The sequence below is a fragment of the Clostridium mediterraneense genome (assembly GCF_900091705.1).
Classification (GTDB): Bacteria; Bacillota; Clostridia; order Clostridiales; family Clostridiaceae; genus Sarcina; species Sarcina mediterraneense.
In genome coordinates this window covers 1,223,768-1,244,326 of record NZ_LT594785.1, presented here as the reverse complement: position 1 = coordinate 1,244,326, position 20,559 = coordinate 1,223,768, and the positions used below count along the sequence as shown (strand labels likewise).

27 protein-coding genes are annotated in these 20,559 nt (G+C 26.9%); 1 reads left to right on the top strand and 26 read right to left on the bottom strand.

The genetic code is table 11. The features are described 5' to 3' along the window. Positions 1 to 3 precede the first annotated feature (3 nt). From xseA to dapF, 22 genes are all read right to left on the bottom strand, one after another. On the bottom strand, positions 4 to 1,203 hold the full coding sequence (xseA, locus tag BN8917_RS08025) for an exodeoxyribonuclease VII large subunit (protein WP_066873045.1): 1,200 nt from the start codon (positions 1,201 to 1,203) through the stop codon (positions 4 to 6). Position 1,204: 1 nt separating this feature from the next. Then, entirely contained in the window at positions 1,205 to 2,041 is an 837-nt protein-coding gene (locus BN8917_RS08020; protein ID WP_066873042.1) for a tetrahydrofolate dehydrogenase/cyclohydrolase catalytic domain-containing protein, read from the bottom strand. Positions 2,042 to 2,057: 16 nt separating this feature from the next. Continuing rightward, complete coding sequence (gene nusB / locus BN8917_RS08015; protein WP_066873038.1) at positions 2,058 to 2,468, bottom strand: transcription antitermination factor NusB; 411 nt, start codon at positions 2,466 to 2,468, stop codon at positions 2,058 to 2,060. 131 nt (positions 2,469 to 2,599) lie between these two features. After that, positions 2,600 to 2,977, bottom strand: a complete 378-nt coding sequence (locus tag BN8917_RS08010; RefSeq protein WP_066873035.1) for an Asp23/Gls24 family envelope stress response protein — start codon at positions 2,975 to 2,977, stop codon at positions 2,600 to 2,602. Between the two features lie 87 nt (positions 2,978 to 3,064). After that, a complete protein-coding gene (locus BN8917_RS08005) occupies positions 3,065 to 3,595 on the bottom strand; it encodes a SpoIIIAH-like family protein (protein WP_066873032.1) in 531 nt (176 codons plus the stop codon). Positions 3,596 to 3,620: 25 nt separating this feature from the next. Next, on the bottom strand, positions 3,621 to 4,232 hold the full coding sequence (gene spoIIIAG / locus BN8917_RS08000; protein WP_066873028.1) for a stage III sporulation protein AG: 612 nt from the start codon (positions 4,230 to 4,232) through the stop codon (positions 3,621 to 3,623). A 7-nt stretch (positions 4,233 to 4,239) separates the two neighbouring features. Then, positions 4,240 to 4,803 carry a stage III sporulation protein AF gene (gene spoIIIAF / locus BN8917_RS07995; protein WP_066873024.1) on the bottom strand — a complete coding sequence of 188 codons (564 nt, stop codon included), beginning with the start codon at positions 4,801 to 4,803 and terminating at the stop codon, positions 4,240 to 4,242. 3 nt (positions 4,804 to 4,806) lie between these two features. Continuing rightward, positions 4,807 to 5,994 (bottom strand): stage III sporulation protein AE, encoded by a 1,188-nt coding sequence (gene spoIIIAE / locus BN8917_RS07990; RefSeq protein ID WP_066873021.1) that lies wholly within the window; start codon positions 5,992 to 5,994, stop codon positions 4,807 to 4,809. A 10-nt stretch (positions 5,995 to 6,004) separates the two neighbouring features. Next, positions 6,005 to 6,388 (bottom strand): stage III sporulation protein AD, encoded by a 384-nt coding sequence (spoIIIAD, locus tag BN8917_RS07985; RefSeq protein ID WP_066873018.1) that lies wholly within the window; start codon positions 6,386 to 6,388, stop codon positions 6,005 to 6,007. Positions 6,389 to 6,396: 8 nt separating this feature from the next. Then, complete coding sequence (gene spoIIIAC / locus BN8917_RS07980; RefSeq protein ID WP_066873015.1) at positions 6,397 to 6,594, bottom strand: stage III sporulation protein AC; 198 nt, start codon at positions 6,592 to 6,594, stop codon at positions 6,397 to 6,399. 27 nt (positions 6,595 to 6,621) lie between these two features. After that, positions 6,622 to 7,140, bottom strand: a complete 519-nt coding sequence (gene spoIIIAB, locus BN8917_RS07975) for a stage III sporulation protein SpoIIIAB (RefSeq protein WP_066873012.1) — start codon at positions 7,138 to 7,140, stop codon at positions 6,622 to 6,624. Between the two features lie 12 nt (positions 7,141 to 7,152). After that, positions 7,153 to 8,037, bottom strand: coding sequence for a stage III sporulation protein AA (gene spoIIIAA, locus BN8917_RS07970; RefSeq protein WP_066873009.1), 885 nt, complete (start codon positions 8,035 to 8,037; stop codon positions 7,153 to 7,155). Positions 8,038 to 8,192: 155 nt separating this feature from the next. Beyond that, complete coding sequence (locus BN8917_RS07965; protein ID WP_066873006.1) at positions 8,193 to 8,552, bottom strand: hypothetical protein; 360 nt, start codon at positions 8,550 to 8,552, stop codon at positions 8,193 to 8,195. Between the two features lie 67 nt (positions 8,553 to 8,619). Then, positions 8,620 to 9,177, bottom strand: a complete 558-nt coding sequence (gene efp, locus BN8917_RS07960; protein ID WP_066873003.1) for an elongation factor P — start codon at positions 9,175 to 9,177, stop codon at positions 8,620 to 8,622. A 263-nt stretch (positions 9,178 to 9,440) separates the two neighbouring features. Next, a complete protein-coding gene (locus BN8917_RS07955; protein ID WP_066873000.1) occupies positions 9,441 to 9,854 on the bottom strand; it encodes a hypothetical protein in 414 nt (137 codons plus the stop codon). Continuing rightward, positions 9,844 to 10,317 (bottom strand): type II secretion system protein, encoded by a 474-nt coding sequence (locus tag BN8917_RS07950; RefSeq protein WP_066872997.1) that lies wholly within the window; start codon positions 10,315 to 10,317, stop codon positions 9,844 to 9,846. The genes BN8917_RS07955 and BN8917_RS07950 overlap by 11 nt, the downstream gene beginning before the upstream one ends. Further along, positions 10,305 to 10,709: a hypothetical protein gene (locus tag BN8917_RS07945; protein ID WP_066872994.1), complete on the bottom strand. Its 405-nt coding sequence runs from the start codon at positions 10,707 to 10,709 to the stop codon at positions 10,305 to 10,307. The genes BN8917_RS07950 and BN8917_RS07945 overlap by 13 nt, the downstream gene beginning before the upstream one ends. After that, positions 10,699 to 11,112 (bottom strand): hypothetical protein, encoded by a 414-nt coding sequence (locus BN8917_RS07940; RefSeq protein WP_066872991.1) that lies wholly within the window; start codon positions 11,110 to 11,112, stop codon positions 10,699 to 10,701. The genes BN8917_RS07945 and BN8917_RS07940 overlap by 11 nt, the downstream gene beginning before the upstream one ends. Beyond that, positions 11,105 to 12,136 carry a type II secretion system F family protein gene (locus BN8917_RS07935; protein ID WP_066872987.1) on the bottom strand — a complete coding sequence of 344 codons (1,032 nt, stop codon included), beginning with the start codon at positions 12,134 to 12,136 and terminating at the stop codon, positions 11,105 to 11,107. The genes BN8917_RS07940 and BN8917_RS07935 overlap by 8 nt, the downstream gene beginning before the upstream one ends. Next, positions 12,129 to 13,505, bottom strand: a complete 1,377-nt coding sequence (locus BN8917_RS07930; RefSeq protein WP_084748540.1) for a GspE/PulE family protein — start codon at positions 13,503 to 13,505, stop codon at positions 12,129 to 12,131. Before BN8917_RS07930 ends, BN8917_RS07935 begins: the two co-directional genes overlap by 8 nt. 72 nt (positions 13,506 to 13,577) lie before the next feature. Further along, positions 13,578 to 14,591, bottom strand: a complete 1,014-nt coding sequence (locus BN8917_RS07925) for a hypothetical protein (RefSeq protein WP_066872983.1) — start codon at positions 14,589 to 14,591, stop codon at positions 13,578 to 13,580. Between the two features lies 1 nt (position 14,592). Continuing rightward, on the bottom strand, positions 14,593 to 15,411 hold the full coding sequence (gene dapF / locus BN8917_RS07920; protein WP_066872981.1) for a diaminopimelate epimerase: 819 nt from the start codon (positions 15,409 to 15,411) through the stop codon (positions 14,593 to 14,595). Between the two features lie 86 nt (positions 15,412 to 15,497). Here dapF and BN8917_RS07915 point away from each other — a divergent pair, with 86 nt between their 5' ends. Then, complete coding sequence (locus BN8917_RS07915; RefSeq protein WP_066872978.1) at positions 15,498 to 17,234, top strand: Rqc2 family fibronectin-binding protein; 1,737 nt, start codon at positions 15,498 to 15,500, stop codon at positions 17,232 to 17,234. Positions 17,235 to 17,254: 20 nt separating this feature from the next. Here the strand turns inward: BN8917_RS07915 and BN8917_RS07910 are convergent, their stop codons facing one another. From BN8917_RS07910 to BN8917_RS07895, 4 genes are all read right to left on the bottom strand, one after another. Continuing rightward, a complete protein-coding gene (locus BN8917_RS07910) occupies positions 17,255 to 18,376 on the bottom strand; it encodes a THUMP domain-containing class I SAM-dependent RNA methyltransferase (RefSeq protein ID WP_066872975.1) in 1,122 nt (373 codons plus the stop codon). Between the two features lie 14 nt (positions 18,377 to 18,390). Further along, positions 18,391 to 18,927 (bottom strand): bifunctional pyr operon transcriptional regulator/uracil phosphoribosyltransferase PyrR, encoded by a 537-nt coding sequence (gene pyrR / locus BN8917_RS07905; RefSeq protein WP_066872973.1) that lies wholly within the window; start codon positions 18,925 to 18,927, stop codon positions 18,391 to 18,393. Further along, on the bottom strand, positions 18,917 to 19,837 hold the full coding sequence (locus BN8917_RS07900; RefSeq protein WP_066872971.1) for an RluA family pseudouridine synthase: 921 nt from the start codon (positions 19,835 to 19,837) through the stop codon (positions 18,917 to 18,919). The genes pyrR and BN8917_RS07900 overlap by 11 nt, the downstream gene beginning before the upstream one ends. 81 nt (positions 19,838 to 19,918) lie before the next feature. Beyond that, positions 19,919 to 20,545 carry a DivIVA domain-containing protein gene (locus BN8917_RS07895; RefSeq protein ID WP_066872968.1) on the bottom strand — a complete coding sequence of 209 codons (627 nt, stop codon included), beginning with the start codon at positions 20,543 to 20,545 and terminating at the stop codon, positions 19,919 to 19,921. Positions 20,546 to 20,559 lie beyond the last annotated feature (14 nt).

Sequence of the window (20,559 nt, the reverse complement as noted above, 5' to 3'; positions counted from 1 at the left end):
CCTCTATTTTAAAAATTCAAATTTACCCTTAGCTTTCCCATCTCTCATACCAATTTCTATATTTTTAGTTTCTTTTAAATTTTCTATACTTGTTAAGAGATTACCCTTTTCATCACTTACTACAGAAAATCCTCTATCTAAAACATTTAATGGATTCATACTATTTAATATTTTATTCATAGAGCTTATTTTATCTTTTTCTTTATCTATCCTTTGACTAATAATATCCTCTAAATTCTTAGATAAAATACCTAATTTCTCTTTTTCACGCTCAACAATTATTGATGGTGAATTATTACTTAAAATTTTAGATATATATTCAAGATTTTTATTCTCTCTTTCTATTACTCTATTAATATCTCTTATTAAAATACTCTCCAAATTTTTTAAATGTATTCTTTCTTCTTTTAAAACAGGTACACTAATTTCAGCAGCTGCTGATGGAGTTGCTGCCCTTACATCACTAACAAAATCACAAATAGTAAAATCAGTTTCATGACCTACTGCTGAGATTACAGGTATCTTACTATTAAATATTTCATAAGCAAGTTCTCTACTATTAAAAGCCCATAGCTCTTCTATAGAGCCTCCACCTCTACCTATTATTATAGTTTCAACATTATTTTTATTATTAAAATATCTTATTCCATTTATAAGTGTTTCTTCTGCTAAATTCCCTTGAACTTTTGCTGGATACACAACTATATCTACTAAATTATTCCTTCTTCTAATAACTCTTATAATATCTTTTACAGCTGCTCCTGTAGCAGATGTTATAACACCTACTCTTTTCGGGAATTTAACTATTTTCCTTTTATAAAAATCACTAAATAGGCCTTCTGCCTCTAGTTCTTTTTTCATTTGCTCATATTTTTCAAAAAGCTTTCCAATTCCTACATTATCAATTTCTCTACAATATAACTGATAATTACCTTCTTTCATATAGATTGAAAGTCTTGCCTTAACACTAACTTCCATTCCATTCTCTAAAAGAAAATCTAAATTAACTGCGTCACTTTTAAACATAACGCAGTTAATCTTACTTTCACCATCTTTTAAAGAAAAATATATATGTCCACTTGAATGAAATTTTAAGTTTGAAACTTCACCTTTCACAGATAAATTGTTCATAATAAAATCATTATCTACTACCCTTTTTAAATAATTATTTACTTCTGAAACTGTTAAAGTTTTTAGCTTCATATTATTTCATTCCTTCACAAAGATTTTTAAATAATAACGTCGTGGTTAAAGCTCCAACTCCACCTGGTACAGGTGTTATAAGACTAGCTTTTTCATATACCTCATCATAATTAACATCACCTGTTATCTTACCTTCAAAACGAGTTGTACCTACATCTATGACTACTGCACCTTCTTTTATATATGATCCATCAATAAATTTAGGTTTTCCTATAGCAGCTACAACTATATCTGCTCTTTTAGTTATGTCTCTTAAGTTTTTAGTTCTAGAATGGCATATAGTCACTGTTGCATTTTCATTTAAAAACATTTGAACAAGTGGTTTCCCAACAATATTACTTCTACCTATTATAACAACATTTGCTCCTTCAAGCTCTACATTATAACTCTTTAAAAGAGTTATTACACTATATGGTGTACAAGGTTTATATGTTTCTTCACCCTTATAAAATTTACCAACTGTTTTTTCTGATAAACAATCTAAATCTTTTTCACTACTAATTAAATTAGTAATTTCAGCTTCATTTATATGTTTAGGAAGAGGTAATAAAATCATTATTCCATCAACCTCTTCATTTTTATTTAAGTCTTTAATAATATCTTTTAAAACCGATTCTTCTATATCGCTAGAAAGCTTTAATTTATTAAATTCCACACCAAGACTTTCTGCTATCTTCTCTTGAAAATTTTGATAATAGATTGAGCCTCCATCTTCACCCACTAATATAGATACGATCTTAGGAAGAGTTTTATTATTTTCTTTTCTATCTTTTATAAATACCCTTATTTCTTCTTTTATACCCTCTGCTACTGCTTTTCCATCTATAATCTTCCCCATAAATTCTACTCCTAACTTAGTTTAATGATTTTTTATATATCTTATCTAAAACTCCATTAACAAATGAAACTGACTTTTCATCAGAGAATTCTTTACATAATTCAATAGCTTCGTTTATAGCAACTTTTGCTGGGATATCTTCTTTGTATATTAGTTCATAAACTGCTACTCTAAGTATTGAAAGATTTACCTTAGATATTCTATTTATTTTCCAATTTACTAGATTTTCTGATATTTTTGCATCTAATATATCTTTATTAGTCATGATTCCTATAAGACAGCTCTTTATGTATGTTAAATCTATACCATCTTTTGATATTTCTTCATTTTCCATAAAGCTATCATATACTTCTCCAGCACTTTCCTTGCTAATTTGCATTTGATAAACTAATTGCATTAAATATTCTCTTGATTTTTTTCTATTCATATTCTCCTCCTAGGTTCCATCATTACTCTTATTCATCTTTTTTATTTTATCTTAGTTATTTATATATTATCTTACCCTATTTTGTCAACAAGCAAACACCCTCTGTTTATAGCAGAGGGTGACTTTTATTTTTATTTTATTTCGATTTCTTCTTCGTTCTTTGAAATAATTATATTCTGAACTATAACATTAACAGATTTTACATTTAACCCTGTAATTGCTTCTACTGTTTTCTTAACATTTTCTTGAACTTGCTTAACTATCTCAGGAATATTAACTCCATAAGATACTGCTATTCCAATTTCTATAACTGCGGCATCTGTATCCATACTTACCTTTACAGATTTACCTATATGTTTTTTACCTTTAAGTTTATGTGTTAAACCTTTTGCATCAAAATCTACTACTCCTTCTATTTCAGAAGCTGCAATTGCAGATATAACACCTATTACCTCATCAGAAATTTTAACTATTCCTAAGTTAGTATTCTCTTTATTTATTTGATCCATAAAAGTGAACCCTCCTACTTAGTTTTACCACTAAAACTTGTTAATTATAGATTCATTATATCAAATATAGGTTTACAATACAATTAATTATTTAGCCTCTATTTGTATGTCATATACCTTTGCAACATCTTTAACTATATCTTGAATTTCTAAAGTTTGTTCTTCTTTTAACTTATCTTTTTGGCTTATAATAACTCTTGCCTTATCATCATCTAAAAAGCAAATTACATCTTTATATCCTTTACTCTTTACATTAAGTTCAATTCTATTTTCTAAATTTCTATTATTAGTTTTACTTGTTAATTTTTCTGTAGCATTTTCTTTTTGATCTTTAGAAGTATTATCATCAGCAATTATAGCTTTTAAAGTTTCAACTTCTTTTTGGTCACCTTGTTCTCTAATACTTCTTGTTTCATAAAAATAATCTGATGATGTTTTTGAATCATCTGCTTTCTTTTCTTCATTTTGTTTTCCCGCTTCCTTCATTGCAAGAGCAAAATCTCCATCACTACTATAATTTTTATTTACATTATGAGCTAGTACTCCTACACATAATATACCAATCATAAGAGTAACTAATATCATTGCTTGTTTTGAATTTATACCTTTATTATTCATAATTTATAACCCCTCCAAATTATTTTTAATTCTCTCCTCTAGGAAATACATTTACATCATCTAAACTTATGTCATATAAGCTAGCTACTGCTTTTGTTATTTCATACTTTATCTTACTGTTTTCTGCCCCTTCTGCTACTACTATAACTCCTGTAACCTTTGGTTTCTTAGTTTCTAAAATAAATGGAGAATTTCCTTCATCATCATTTTTCATAACAATTTTCTCTCCACCTGTTGTTTGATCATTAATTCTTTTGCCACCTTCAGTATCTGTTTCTTCTGTTTTACTTTCCTGAGTATTAACATCTGTAGCTGGAATCTTTACTTCACTGCCACCAAATCTTAGCTTAACATCTACTTTACCGACTCCATTTATTTTAGATAAAATACTCCCTAGATCCTTCTCTTGTTTTTCTTCATATTCTACATCTGTAATTTGTGTTTCAGAACCACTATCATCAGTAGCAGTTACATTAACACTATTTTTCTTTTCACTTCTAGTTATATTATTTACATCATTTAAATATGACAAGCAAAGACTTATCAAAATAAGTACAAGAACTGTTCCTAGAAGTATAGTAACTCTTTTATTTTTACCTATCTTTTTTATGAATCCCTCAATTTTCTCGTTATCCATAAACCCTCTACTCCTTTATAACCTTAATATTATCCTCACTAATTTTTACTTCCTTCGCAATAAGCTCCTTTATCTCCTTTACTATAGGTAAATTTTCTTCTTCTTCACCTTCATCACCAATTACTACTTTTTCAACCTTATCTACCTTTTTAGTAGATTTATATTTTATAACCACTTTACTTACTTTAATATCATAAGTATCTAAATCTACCTTTGCATCTAAATCTACTTTAAATTTATAATCCTTAAATTCACTTGCTAGGAGTAATCTAAGATTTTCTTCTAATCTATTTATTATAAAAGACTTACTAGAATCATCTTCATAAATACTATCCTTTTTAGGCTCTTTAACTGATCCTGAAAAATCAAAAACTGTTTCTATTTCCTTTGCTATATCACTGCCACTATTAAAAATTTTAATAATTGGACTTATCATTACAGCAAGCATTATTAATGAAAGTACAAAATTCTGATATTTTTTAAAGCTATTATTAGGTAATACAAGTTCTACTGCTACTATAAAAATTGTTATTGTTGTCAGAGTAAAAACAAACTCCTTTAAATAAACCATCTATTACCCTCCTACTACAAATTTTCCTGCTGATGACATTATAGCTATTAATATAAAAAATATAATACTTATCACTAATACACTTGAAAATAACATGGTCATAGCATCACCTACAGAGCTTATTGCATCTACCATTCTTTTATCAGCTACAGGTTGTATAACTGCTGCTGTTATCCTATAGGAAAACAACATCATTAACATTTTTATAAGTGGATAAACTATTATAGCTATAACAACTATTAGCCCTACAGAACTTATTGCACTTTTTAAAAGTAAAGAATATCCTGCAACAGTACTTATAGCATCTGAAAATGATTTGCCTACAATAGGTATAAAATTATCTACTGCAAATTTAGCAGTTTTAAGAGTAACAGCATCTATTGTACTAGCACTTATTCCTCTTATAGCCATTATCCCTACAAAAACAGTTAACACAAATCCCTGAGCCCACATAGCAATTTGCTTTACAAGTTTGCATATATTACTAATCTTATGTTCAGTAGTTAAGTTATTTACAAATTGAAGGACAAAGAACATAAGTATTAAAGGAAATATAAAATCTATATATATCTTAGGAGTAATAGAAACTACAGCTAAAACTACTGGATCTATAGTTAGTGCTGATGTTATTCCTCCAGCAGTAGATAATAAAAATACTAATACTGGCATTAGAACTGCCATAAAATCAACTAAACTTTGTAATACTGATTTTGCTATATTAAGTCCAAGTAAAAAACTTGATGTAAGCAACATTATTGTTATTGCATAAAAAGCAAAAAATGCTATATTACTTATTGCATCAGAATTAAATGCACTTTGTAGATTTTTAAGAAGAGCACTTAAAAGAGCTATAACTAATACTGATAATAAAAATTTTACAACTAGTCCAACTTCTTTAAACATATAAGAAACTAGACCTTGTACTACTGTAGAAATATTAATAGGTGACTTACCTGTTTCTATAAACTTTTCTACATACTCCTTTACATCCATCCCTTCTATTATTTCACTTTCTAAATTAAGTTCATTTACATATTTATAGAACTTTTTGATACTTTCATCTGACTCTAAACTTTCTTTTGTATCTTCAAAGCTTTGTATCTTATCATTATTTTCTGCTAAAGCTACAACATTGAAACTCATTATTATAATTAAAAAACTAAAGATAACTTTTATTATTTTTTTCCCCATAGAGATTCACCTACATTATCTTTAAAATAGAATTTAAAACTGCTACTAATATTGGTATAGCCAAAACTAATATCATTATTTTAGCTGAAAATTCAACTTTAGATGCTAGTGTTCCAGAACCAGCATCTTTACAAAGCTCTGAGCAGAAAGAAGCTACATATGAAATTCCTAAAATTTTCATTACAACTTCAATGTATACTATATCTACACCTGCTTCATTTGCCATTTCCCTTATAAAAATTAAAACCTGTGAAAGCTGAGGTAACATAAATAAAAATATTCCTATACCAGCAGCTAAAATAATCCCAAATGATACTGAGCTTTTAAACTCTTTTAATACTAAGTAAAAGAATAAAGCAACTAATGCAAAGCTCACAATCTTTAAAATTTCCATAGAATCACCTATAAAGTAAACATAGTTTTTACTGAATTAAATAAATTACTTATTAAAACTACGACCATAGTAAGTATAATAACTATACCTGTTAAATTTATTAGTGTTGCTATTTCACTTTTTCCACTTGCTGATAAAACCTTATCTAAAATAACTAATATTATGCCGATACCTCCAAGCTTAAAAATTAAATCTAAATCCACCATAAAATCCTCCTATCTCCAAAATAATATTTAGACTAAAAAAATAGCTATCATAAATCCAATACCAACACCTAGAGTTTTATAAACCTTACAATTTTTTTTATAATCTAGCTCTGCTTCTTGAATTCTGCGTGATATCTTTTCTTTTGCCAATTTAAATATTTGACCTTGTCCAATTACATCAGTTTCTCCAAGAGATTTTGAGAGATCCAAAAGTATATCTAAATCCTCTTTTTTAACAGATAATTTATCCTTATACTTTTTCATAGAAATATCAAATGCTGAATTAACATCATCTATTTCACCTCTTAATAGCATTTCTGCAACTTCTGTAAACATATCACTAACAGCACCATCAGATTTATTTGCAATATCAGCAATTAATTCTGGTAGAGTCTGATAACTATAAACAATTTCATTCTCCATATCAATAAGATTAACCATTATTTGATTTAGTTCTAAATACCTTTTTCTAAATTCCTCTCCATATAAATATCCAATAGTAGTACATAATATTACTATAAAAACTAATAAAATTATTTTTATCATAAACTCCTCCAATCAAACATTATAAACAGACTCAATAGTACCTATTCCCTTTTTATTGCTTAAAACTATTATCTTTTTTATAAGCTTATTTTGTAATATATCTCTAAAAACAGTTCTACTATAAACATCCTCTACATTATTTCCATGCAGTGTACAGATTATATTTACTCCTGAATTAAAAGCCATAGTAAGCCCTTCTATATCTTTCTTAGTTCCTATCTCATCACAAATAATTAAATCTGGAGCCATAGTCCTTATAGCCATTAAAATACCTTCATCTTTAATGCAGTTATCATATACATCTGTCCTAATTCCAATATTCATTTGTGGAATCCCTCTATATGAAGATGCTATTTCACTTCTTTCATCAATGACAGCTACTCTTTTTCCTTTAAAATTTAAATTAGAATATCCATTAGATATATTTCTAGTAATATCTCTTAATAAAGTTGTCTTACCACACTTAGGTGGAGATACTATTAAGGTATTATTTATGTTCCCTCCATCTAAAATATATTTCATTATCTTATTAGAACAACCTACAATTTCTCTAGCTACTCTTATATTAAGTGAACTTATATATTTTATTGTTTTGACTTTATTGTTCTCTATAATACATTGACCTGATATTCCAACTCTATGCCCACCTTCAATTGTTATGTAGCCCTGTCTTATCTCATCTTCAAAAGCATATAATGAGTAATTACTTATCTTTTGAACTATACTCTTTATATTCTCAGTAGTTACTTTATATGAGCTAATCATTTCTTCTCCTCTAGCAATTATAATCAATGGTTTAAAAGCACTAATTCTTATTTCTTCTATATAATTAGATACAGCTAAACTATTAATTTCATCTACTAATGCTTTAGGTAAAAGCTTTAATATTCTTTCCACTTAACACTCTCCTTTCACCTCTTTAAATTAATACTACTTTACATAAGAAATTATTACTGAAAATAAAAAAAACTCTATATTTTATAGAGTGTTTTTATTAATTAAATAAATAAAAAGGTAGCTATCTATTTTAGATAACTACCTTTATTTTTAACTTACTTTATTTTATTTTCACAATATGGACAGTTTATTCCTTCTTCACTTTTTAGAACTGATTTTTCAACGAATATAGGTTTATCACAATTTGAGCATCTAACTTCAACATACTCATCTTCATATTCTTCTAATTCTTCAAAGCTAAGTTCTTCAAAAACTTCTTCTTGAACTTCTGATAGATCATCATTTATTAATGATAAATCTTCAGCAACACTTTCAAGATTTACTTGAGTTTCTTCTAAATTATTATATAATCCATTTACTATCTCTAGAAGTTTTCTATTAAATACATTATCCATATCTTTATTTTCTTCTAAAATAAGCTTTAATTCATCTAAATTTTTACGAATATTCTCCATCCTATACACTTCCTTATAGTAAATATGCTAAGCTTAATATAAGCTTAGCATAATTTTAGAAATTAAACTATATTCTTTCCATATATTCGTTTGTTCTTGTATCTACTCTGATTGTATCTCCTTGTTCAACAAACATAGGTACTTGAACTACCGCACCTGTTTCAAGAGTTGCTGGTCTTAAAGCATTTGTTGCTGTATTACCTTTAACTGCAGGTTCACATTCAGTAATTAATAATTCAACGAAGTTAGGTGCTTCAACTGAGAAAGCATCTCCTTTGTAGAATTTGATTATTGCTGACATGTTTTCTTTTAAGTACTTTATTGCATTTTCAACTTTTTCATAGTTTAATGGGATTTGTTCATATGTTTCATTATCCATGAAGTAGTATAATTCTCCATCTGAATAAAGGTATTGCATTTCTTTTCTTTCTATAACAGCTTCTTGTAACTTATCTGTTGGGTTGAAAGTTCTATCTACTGCTCCACCTGCTATAACATTTCTAAGTTTTGTTCTTACGAATGCAGCTCCCTTTCCTGGCTTAACGTGTAAAAAGTCTATTACTGTAAACACTTGTCCATCAAGCTCAAAAGTTGTTCCTTTTCTTATATCACCTGCTGATATCATTTAATATCCCTCCAAAATTCAATAATTCATTTATAGTATAACCTGTTAAAATATAATTAATTCAATTAGTTTATATGTAATAAGTTATACTATAAATAATTCTCTGACAATTCCTGTCTTGCATAAAAGCGACAATGTAATTTTATCAAATACTATATCTAAATGCAATTATTTTAACAAACATTATTATACATTTATATTATATAATATTTATTTTTATATGTGACATAATATTTGCTATAAAAATAAATATATATAAATTCCTATATTCTTAAAAAAATAATCTCATTTTCCTCTAATTTATATTTATAATACACTGGGACTTCAATTGCTTTTCCATAATTAAAAGTCTCAATAACAAATACTTCTTTTAATAAATCATATTTTATATTAAACTCTCTATTTTCTATTCTTAATTTATATCTATTAGATTTAACAAAATCATCTGTTAAAGTCTCATTTCCTTCACTTAAGGATTTATCCTTCAGATAATTTTTATAATTCAATAAGAATTCCTCTTGTGGATAATAACTTTTATATTTAGTCAATAAAGTAATTTTAGTACTTAAAATTTTATTTCTTTGAATTTCTTTATTTAAAATAAATAAGGCTATAAACGAAATAAAAGCTAACCATACTAATACTTCTAAAATTACAAATCCTTTTTTACTTTTCATAAACACCTATTCTTTCATATCCATTATTAAATTTAAATTTTATATAAATAAGATTTCCATTTTCCTTTATTTCTATCTCCTTAATTTTATTAGCTAAGATCATCTCTCCAGTATAAGCACTATCCTTAAATCTTTTAAAATATACTACTAGCTTTTGCTCAGATACATTCATTTTTTCTACGCTTATACCATCACTAAGTATACTTTCAATTATTAATGTATCTTTATATTCATAATTTTTATCATCATAATAAGCAGTTACGCCTTCTCTATTTAACTTATCACTTAAAAAATTATCTAATTCAATAAAATTAAGCTCATTTTGAAGATCTATATCATAATTTTTATATGCCTTAATAAAGGATAATCCCATATTCATAACTCCTATTAGTAAAACACCTGCTAAAGCTATATAAATAACTAATTCTAATAATAGATATCCTTTCTTTTTTACCCTATGCATTTATACTTCCTAAAAACTAATTTATCATTAGAATTTTTTGACCTACTATTTCCTATAAAAACATCTAAAGATTCTTCAGTAACATTATCAACTTCAAAATACATATCATCTAATTCTTCTATATCTATAAAATTCTCTAAAGTATTTAACTCTAAAACATCTTTTACTTCATATCTTTTATCTTCATTAAAATTGACCATATCACTATATAAAATATTTTTATCAAATTCTTTAGCTAAAATATAAAATACCTCTGCCTTTTTCATCTCAACACTCGCCTCTCTTTTAATTTTGCTAGCAGTATTTACACAAGATAATGCTACTAAAAGTAAAATACCTGCTATAGCAAAGCCAATTGATACTTCTAAAAGTAAATTCCCCTTATTTTTCAATATAAACTACCCCACTTCTCCAATAGCTTCTTACTTTATAAGTATTTTTATCTTTATCTTTTAAAAGTAAAGTAAAACTATTTACTACTTTCCCATTAGAATTAATATTAATTACTAAATCAGATGTATTGCTTATATTAACAAAATCTAATCTATTTTTCTTATTCCCCTCTAAACTTATATAATTATCTCTAACAATTAAATTTTTAGGAACCTTTTCGTTTTGTGCATCCATTTTATTTTTAACTATAAAAGATTTTATTTCTAACAGTTCTTCATCAATACTAATTTCCTCTTTTTGTTTTTTAAAATTATTACCTGTAAAAAATATAAGAGATATAACTCCAAGAAGAGATAAATATAAAACTAATTCAACTAAAGTAGTTCCTTTTTTTCTATACATAATTCATATACTCATACATAGGGATAAATACTATTAAACTAAGCCCTAAAACTAATATTCCTAAAGCACAAAGAGTTATAGGCTCAATTTTACTAACATAAGACTTTAGGTTATTGTTAAAATTATTCTCTAAAATATTTACAAGATTAGTTGTTGAATTATCTAATTTACCACTTTTCTCTCCACTTAAAATAAAACTTCTTGTTACAGGAGATATAATATCTATACCTGAAATTGAATCTAATATAGATTCACCTCTTCTAAGCTCATTTGTCATTTTTTCTATATAATTTCTAGTACTTCTATCTTCAACTGAATGAATAAGTCTTTCTAAAGCTGAAATTAACGGAACTCCACTAGTTAAAATTAAGTTTAATATATAAATAAAATTTACTTCCTTATAATTTTTTCTTAACTTAAACCTCGCAAAGACATCTTTATCTTTTAAAACTTTTTTTAAGCTTATATAGATTAAAAAGCCTATTAAAATAGATCCTAAAAATAAGATATATACATTTTTGTCTTCAAAAAACTTATTCATACTTATTATAGTTCTAGTTAAAAAGCTTGATTTTACTTGTAATCCTTCGTACATTGAAGCTATTGTTGGTAATATAGTATCTAAGAAAAGTAAAATTACTCCTAGCATTGCAAGACCTATAAACTTGGGATAAAGAAGAGCTGAATTTACTTGCTTTTTTAATTTAGCTTTTTTCTTAAAATGGATAGTCATATTTTTAAGTACATTTTCCATTTGTCCACTTTCTTCTCCTATAAAAAGCATATCTATAAACATACTTGTATATAAATCTCCCTCATCTGAGAATGCTAAGGCTATACTTTCACCTTCCTTTATTCTCTTAACCACTCTTTCTATAGATTCTCTATACGCTTTATTATTTAACCCTATTTCTATAAGCTCCATTGATTTTACAAATTGTAAGCCTGCTGAAATATAACTTTCCATGCTAGTACATACATATAAAATACTTTCATAATCTACTTTTTTTCTTAAATTAATCAATAAGTAACTCTCCATTCTTAAATAGTAAATAATCTTCTATAGATATTTTTCCATCCTTCAAAAGTTCATTTATTGATTCATACATTTCTTTTCCCCATTTATAATTATCAATAAATGTTTTATCTTTATTGACTAAGTCAACAACCTCAGCAACTATAGTTCTGCCCTTATAACCTGTATAATTACATTTTTCACAACCCTTATGTCTATAAAGCTCTTTTATTCCATAAAGATTTAATTTTTTAAACTCTCTTTTATCTATTTTTTCTTTACAATCATCACATAAAACTTTTATAAGTCTTTGTGTTATAACTCCAACTAATGCATCATCTATTAAATATTGATCTACCCCCATATTAAGTAGTCTGTAATAAACTTCTCTACCTGTAGAGGTATGAATAGTTGAAAACACTTTATGTCCAGTTACAGCTGCTCTTATTGCCATTTTAGCTGTTTCTTCATCTCTAACTTCTCCAACCAAAATAACATCTGGATCCTGCCTTAAAATATATTTAAGAGCCTTTGAAAAGCTAAAACCTATCTTTTCATTAACATTACTTTGTATAACCATAGGAATTTCAAACTCAACTGGATCTTCTACTGTACTAATATTTAACTTTTGCTTATCTAAAGAATTAAGACAAGCATATAAAGTAGTGGATTTACCACTACCAGTAGGTCCATTTATAATTATTATTCCTCTTTTTAAGCCTATAAGCTTTTCAAGAGTTTTTCTTTGTTTATCACTAAAATTTAGCTTCTCTATATTATTTAAATTAACATCTTTATAAAGAACTCTTAAAACTAGTTTTTCTCCATTAGTTGTAGGAATACTAGAAACTCTAACATCATAATTATTTTCATCTAAACAAACTGTCATCTTTCCATCTTGTGGCTCTAACTTATTTGCTATATCCATTGCTGAAAGTACTTTTATCCTATTTACAAGTGACAAATAATCTGATATTGAAATTCTTTCTATTAAAATAAGTTCTCCATTAATCCTAAATCTAATATTTGCAAAATCTCTATAGGGTTCTATATGAATATCACTACTTGAACTTTTTACTGCATCCTCTAAAATTTTATCTAATCGCTTTTCAATAAAGTTTCCGTTAAGTAAATCAACTTGTCTATTATCGTAATAAGTTTTTATCATAGAAAGTATTGCTTTTCTTTCACCTTTTTTAAACTTAATTTCCCTAGCAAAAATAAAATTTAAATATAATTGTTTATCATTATTTATCTTGTCAGTATAAGCAACTATTCTATCATCTTCATCTCGTATCATAACTAAATTAAATTTTACAGCCATAGTCTTTGGAATTCTCTTCATAGCTGCTGAATCAATAACTGCTTCTAAATTCATATAATCACCCCTTCAGGATAAATTATTGACAAGCTTATTTAATTCTAAACATAAAAAAGCAAATAAGTTTCCTTATTTGCTCTTTATTAAATATATACCACTTTTATTATCCATAATACTTGTAGATTTCTCTATAGTATCATATTTATAAATCTTCCCATTTACATCAGAGAAATATATTTCTCCATTCTCCTCTATAAGTGAACTTGTTCTTGCAAGACTTTTAGGAAAATCAAAAGTTAATCTTTTTAGCTCTTTAGATTTTAAATCTAAACTATATAAGTTTAAATTTTCATCCTGGGTAGCACTTAAGTAAAGTTTATCTTTATATAAAATACTATCTTCTATATATTTAAATTTACTTGTTAAAATTTCTGCTTTTTTATTACTTACATTAAAACTAATAAGCTTAGATTCTTCATCTATACCTTCAACATAAACAACATTATCTTTATCTAAAACTTCTAAATAACTAATAACTCCACCCATAATCTTCTTTTTAAGAGTATAGGTATCATTTTCTATATTATAAACATATAGCCCACTTTCTTTTTTCTTTATATCAACACCATAAAAAATTATATTTTCATTATCTAAAAATTTAATCATTTCTCCAGAAATTAATATATCATCTCTTAATTTCTTTTTCTCAAAAGTTTTATTATTAATGATATAGTAATCAACACTTATTCCATTTAAACTTGTTTTATATAAAGTATAAGATCCATTACTACTTATTAAAACCATATCTAAATAGCCTTCTACATCTATTGTCTTTTTATTTCCTTTAGATACAATATCCATCTCTTTTTTATTATCTTCAGTAATTCTTGAGAAAATCAAAATATCTTTTGACTCATTAAAAGCTTGTAGATTATCTTTACTTTTAATATCCAAATCAACAAGCTTACCATTATCTAATGTCTTATATTTAATTTCATTATCTTCTATATCTAAAACTAAATTACTTGAAACATCTATATTATCAATATCTTCTACATTTTTTTGTTCTTTACTACATCCATTTAAGGACATCAATCCTAAAGAAATAATAAATAATAATACTATCTTATAACTTTTTTTCATTTTACCTCTCACCTAAATATATTCCTTCGCAAATAAAATTTGCATTTCCCACCATAAATATTATATCATCTCTTAGCTCTGTTTTTATCATTCCTCCTAACAACTTAATATTTATGTCAGAATTAACATAGCCTTTTTTATAAGCCACTAAAGCGGCTGCACAACTTCCTGTTCCACAAGCTAATGTTTCGCCAGCACCTCTTTCATAAGTTCTAAGTTCTATATTCTCTCTATCTATAACTCTACAGAAATTAACATTAGTTCCTTCTAAAAATAATTTGTGTTTTTCTATATATTGTGCTTTCTCTAAATCAAAGTTATCAAATATAACAGTATGGGGTACTCCAAGTAGCAAACTTGTTATTCTAACATTATCATTTCCTATTTTTAAAATATTATCTATTATTGGCTTATCTGAATTTACTGGAATACTCTTTGGATCAAAATCTCCTGCTCCCATATTAACTTTAATTTCTTTTATATTATTATTTACAATTTCTAGTTTAACTGGCTTTACCCCATCACCTGTTAAAATTTTCATTTTATCTTTTCTTACTATTCTTTTTTCATAAACATATTTAGCAAAACATCTAATTCCATTACCGCACATTTTAGCATATGAGCCATCTTTATTTATAATGCACATTTCTATATCTGCTTTATCAGTATCTCTAACAAATAAAACACCATCTGCTCCAATTCCAAAATGTCTATCACAAATTTTTTTACTAAAACTAGATTCATCCCCCTTAAATTTATTATTAAAATCCTCTATAACTATAAAATCATTTCCTACTGCTTCTAATTTAGCAAACTTCATAATATCTCACTCCATTATATTGCCCATAGTTTAGGCAAAGTGTTATACTTATTCTATGCTATTAATGCTAAGAAAGGGATGATTTTATGGCTTTAGATGGTATTTATTTAAATAGTCTAGTATCTGAATTAAGAGAAAATCTTATAGATTCTAAAATAGACAAAATTAATCAACCTGAAAAAGATGAAATAATTTTAACTATAAGAGGTAAGGGCAATAAGAAATTACTTATTTCTTCAAGCTCTACATACCCAAGAATTCATTTTACTAACATAAGCAAAGTAAACCCTTTAAAAGCGCCTACATTTTGTATGGTTCTTAGAAAATATCTTTGCGGTGGTAAAATATTAGATATATATCAAGAAGATTTAGATAGAATAGTAACATTTAAAATAGAAACTAAAGATGAACTCGGATTTGAGAGCATTTATAATTTAATAGTAGAAATAATGGGTAGACATAGTAATATCTCTCTTGTAAGAGAAAGAGATAATAAGATAGTTGAATCTATAAAGCACTTAACTGCTAATAAAAATAGTTATAGAGTTTTATATCCTGGAGTAGATTATGTATATCCTCCTAAATCAACTAAGCTAAACTTATTTAATTTAGATTTTGATAGTTTAAAGAACTTTTTTAAAGATAATCCTATTGAATTTAATGAAAGCTTTTTCTCTAGAATTTTAACAGGGGTTGGTAAAAGCTACTCTGCTGAATTATATAATAAATATTTAAATGAAGTTGATTCAGAAATAGTTTTAGATAAACTATTTAACTTCTTAGAAAATATAAAAGCTACATTATTTGATAATACTAGCTATACTATGTTTTCAAAGGATGGAAGATTATTTGACTTCTACTTTAAAGATTTAGAAATATATAATTCATGTGAAAAAGAAAGCTTAGAAACTAATAGTGAACTTTTAGAAACATTTTATTCTGAAAAAGATAAGCAGGATAGACTTCACGCTAAGAGTGTTGATATTCACAGACTTCTAACAACTAATATAGATCGTTGTCTTAAGAAAATAAAAATCTTAAATGCAACTCTAGAAGATTGTGCTAAAAAAGAAATATATAAAGTAAAAGGAGAGTTATTAACTTCTTATATTTATAGCTTTAAAAAAGGTGATAAATCAGTTAATGTTTTAAATTATTATAATTCAGAAGAAGAAGAATATTTAGATATTGCTCTTGATATTAATAAAACTCCTTCTGAAAATGTTCAGCACTACTTCAAAAGATATAATAAGCTTAAAACTGCTGAAATAGAAGCTTTAAAACAATTAGAGCTTACAAATTCAGAATTAGATTATTTATATTCTGTTGCTACAAACCTTGAAAATGCTGATAACTATGAAGAAATTGAAGATATAAAGAAAGAACTTATAGAATCATCTTATATAAGATTTAGAAGAACTGGTAAACAAAAGAAAGAAAAAATCTCTAAACCACTACATTTTAAATCTTCTGAAGGAATAGATATATATGTAGGTAAAAATAATATTCAAAATGATACACTTACATTAAAGACTTCTGATAAAAGATATACTTGGCTTCATACAAAAGATATTCCTGGTTCTCATGTTGTAATAGCTTCATTTGAATTTTCAGAGCAAACACTTTTAGAAGCTGCAACTCTTGCTGCCTTTTATAGTAAGGCTAAGGACGGAAATAAAGTTCCTGTAGATTATACTTTAATTAAAAATGTTAAAAAACCTTCTGGAGCGAAACCTGGAATGGTTATTTACTCAACAAATAAAACTATCTTAATAGATTCACCGAAATCTATTGATGATATTAATGTAAAAAAAGTGAGCTAGATTAGCTCACTTTTTCTATATTATTTATTGTCTCCAAAATATTGATAATCATAGCATAAAAGTCTACCATTATAAAGCTTTCTATTTTTATCTGCCTTAGCTCCCATAAACTTTTCAAATGCTGGATATGCTGTTAAAACATTAATTTCCCAGCTGCTAAGATCTCTTCTAACTTTACCCATACGTCTATTTATAGCTTCAACTTCTTCTTTTTCACCTAGACGTTCTCCATAAGGTGGGTTAGTAATAATTACTCCATGTTTCTTAGGAGATGAGAAATCTGCAAAATCTCTTCTTTGAAGTTCTATATATTCTTCTACTCCAGCTTTCTTTGTATTATTTCTAGCTGTTCTTAAAACTCTTCCATCTATATCATAACCTATAAGTTTTATAGGGTTTTTCTTTATTGCATTTCTTGCCCCTTCTCTTACTTGATCCCAAAGCTCTTTATCTATGTTTGGCCAAGTTTCACTTACAAATTTTCTATTAAGTCCTGGTGCTATATTATTAGCTATCATAGCAGCTTCTATTAAAATAGTTGCTGAACCACACATTGGATCTATAAGTGGCATTTTTCTATCCCATCTTGATAAAAGAACAAGTGATGCTGCAAGAGTTTCTTTAAGTGGAGCTCCACCTGAATTTTCTCTATATCCTCTTTTATGAAGCCCTTCTCCTGAAGTATCAATAGTTAATGTTACTATATCTTTTAAGATTGCAACTTCTATTTTATAAACTGGACCATCTTCTGGAAACCATTCTGTGTTATAACTTCTTTGCATGCTTTTAACTACAGCTTTTTTAACTATTGATTGACAATCTGGAACACTATATAATTTTGATTTAACTGATTTTCCTACTATATGCATCATTCCATCTTGTGGAACATATTGTGACCAATCTATTTCTGTTGTTCTTTGGAATAATTCCTCAAAACTTTCCGCCTTAAATTCTGCTACCTTAATTAAGACTCTATCTGCTGTTCTAAGCCACATATTAGCTATAGCTATATCCATTTCATCTCCTTCAAAATGAACCTTACCATTTTCAAGTTTTAAATCTTCATATCCTAAAGCTTTTAATTCTTTAGCAGCTATAGATTCTATTCCAAATGTTGTTGTTGCTATTAAATTATAATCCACTATTTCATCTCCTCTTATTGCTCGTAAATCTTAACAGAATCGCTTCCGTCTATTTCTTCTATTTCTACTTTAACTATTTCTTCTTTTGCTGTTGGGATATTCTTTCCAACAAAATCTGCTCTTATAGGTAATTCTTTATGTCCCCTATCAACAAGAACTGCAAGTTGTATAACATTAGGTCTACCATTATCCATAATAGCATCTATAGCAGCTCTTACTGTTCTACAAGTAAATAGAACATCATCAACTATAATTACTTTTTTATTTACAATATCCATACTTAACTTAGTTTCTTTAACTTCTGGAAGATCAGTGACCTTACTTAAATCATCTCTATATAAAGTTATATCTAAACATTCTACAGGAACTTTTTTACCCTCTATTTTTTCTATAAGCTTACTTAATCTTTCTGCTAAAGGATATCCTCTTCTTTTTATTCCAACAAGAACTATATCTTCTATTCCCTTATTTTTCTCAACTATTTCATGAGACATTCTTACAAGGGTTCTTCTTATAGCATTTTCATCTAAAATTGTTGCCTTAATCTTCATAACTTCCTCCAAACTTTCTTATGAGCTCCTTAAAGTATACAGGTAACTCTGAATTAAATTCAACATATTTCTTAGTAGTAGGATGTATAAAACCTAAATTTTTTGCATGTAGTGCTTGACCTGTCTTTAATATTTTTTGTCTCTTTAAGCCATAAACCTCATCACCTAAAAGAGGATGACTTATAAATGACATATGAACTCTTATTTGATGAGTCCTTCCTGTTTCAAGATTACATTTAACAAGAGAACATGAATTATACACTTCTAAAGTTTCATAATGTGTAACTGCTCTTTTTCCATCTTTAACAACAGTAAACTTTAATCTATCTTTAGCATGTCTTCCTATAGGTGCATCTATAGTTCCTCTTTCTTTACCCATTTTACCTTCAACTATAGCAAAATATTCTCTTTTAATGCTATGATCTTTAAATTGCTTTGCTAGCTCTTTATGTGCAAAGTCATTTTTTGCAACAACTAAAACCCCTGATGTATCTTTATCAATTCTATGAACTATTCCAGGTCTTGCAACACCATTAATCCCTGATAAATCATCACAATGGTATAATAATGCATTTACAAGTGTTCCTGTATAATTTCCCACAGCTGGATGTACAACCATTCCTTTTGGCTTATTAACTACAATAATATCCTTATCTTCATAAATAATATCTAAAGGAATATCTTCAGCTTCAACTTTTAATTCTTCAATTTCAGGAATAGATATATTTATCCTATCTCCTTCTTTTAACTTTAACTTTCCTTTTTCATTTTTATCATTTATTAGTACATTTCCATTTTCAAATAAATCTTTGATAAAACTTCTTGATAAGCCTTCTAATTTATCTGATAAATATTTATCAGCTCTTATGCCTTCTCCTTCTTTATCAACTATTATTTCTTTTTCTTCCATTTTTATTACTCCTACTAACAATAAATTTTATAAATAAAAAATCTCACTTCTTATTTTCTAGAAGTGAGATTTCTGTTGAAACTAATTTTCTGCAAAATAGCTTTTGATTTCTCTCATATCATCATCCATCATCATTGTATCATCATTAATGTCTTTGATATTAATTTCTTGAGTTTCTTGTTCTAAAACTCCTACTTCTATACCTTGTATTTCTTGTTCATCAAGATCTTCTGGTTTAGTTACGTTAAAGTTTTTAACGAAGTCTCTTTCTAAATCATCAAAAGTTTCTAATTGGAAATTCATAAAGTTTCTAAACTTTGATCTAAATCTTATAAACTCTTGTTTTATTATATCATAATCATCATTAATTTGAAGTACATCATTATGAGCTTTATCAAGAATCTTTTGAGCTGTATCATTAGCTTTTCTAATAATTCTATCTGCTTCTTCTTGTGCTGTTTTCTTTGATTGCTCTGCTGTTTCTTGAGCAAGTATTAATGTATTTTGTATAGTACTTTCCATTTGACTATGATGATCAAGCTTTTCCTTTATTGTTTCAATTTTTTCTTTTAATCTAGTATTTTCTTTGTATAGAGCTTCATATTCTTCAACTACTCTATCTAAAAACTCATCTACTTCTTCAGGTGCATACCCTCTAAGAGCTTTTTTAAACTCTTTATTATTTATTTCCATTGGTGTTAAATTCATAGTTAACAACCCCC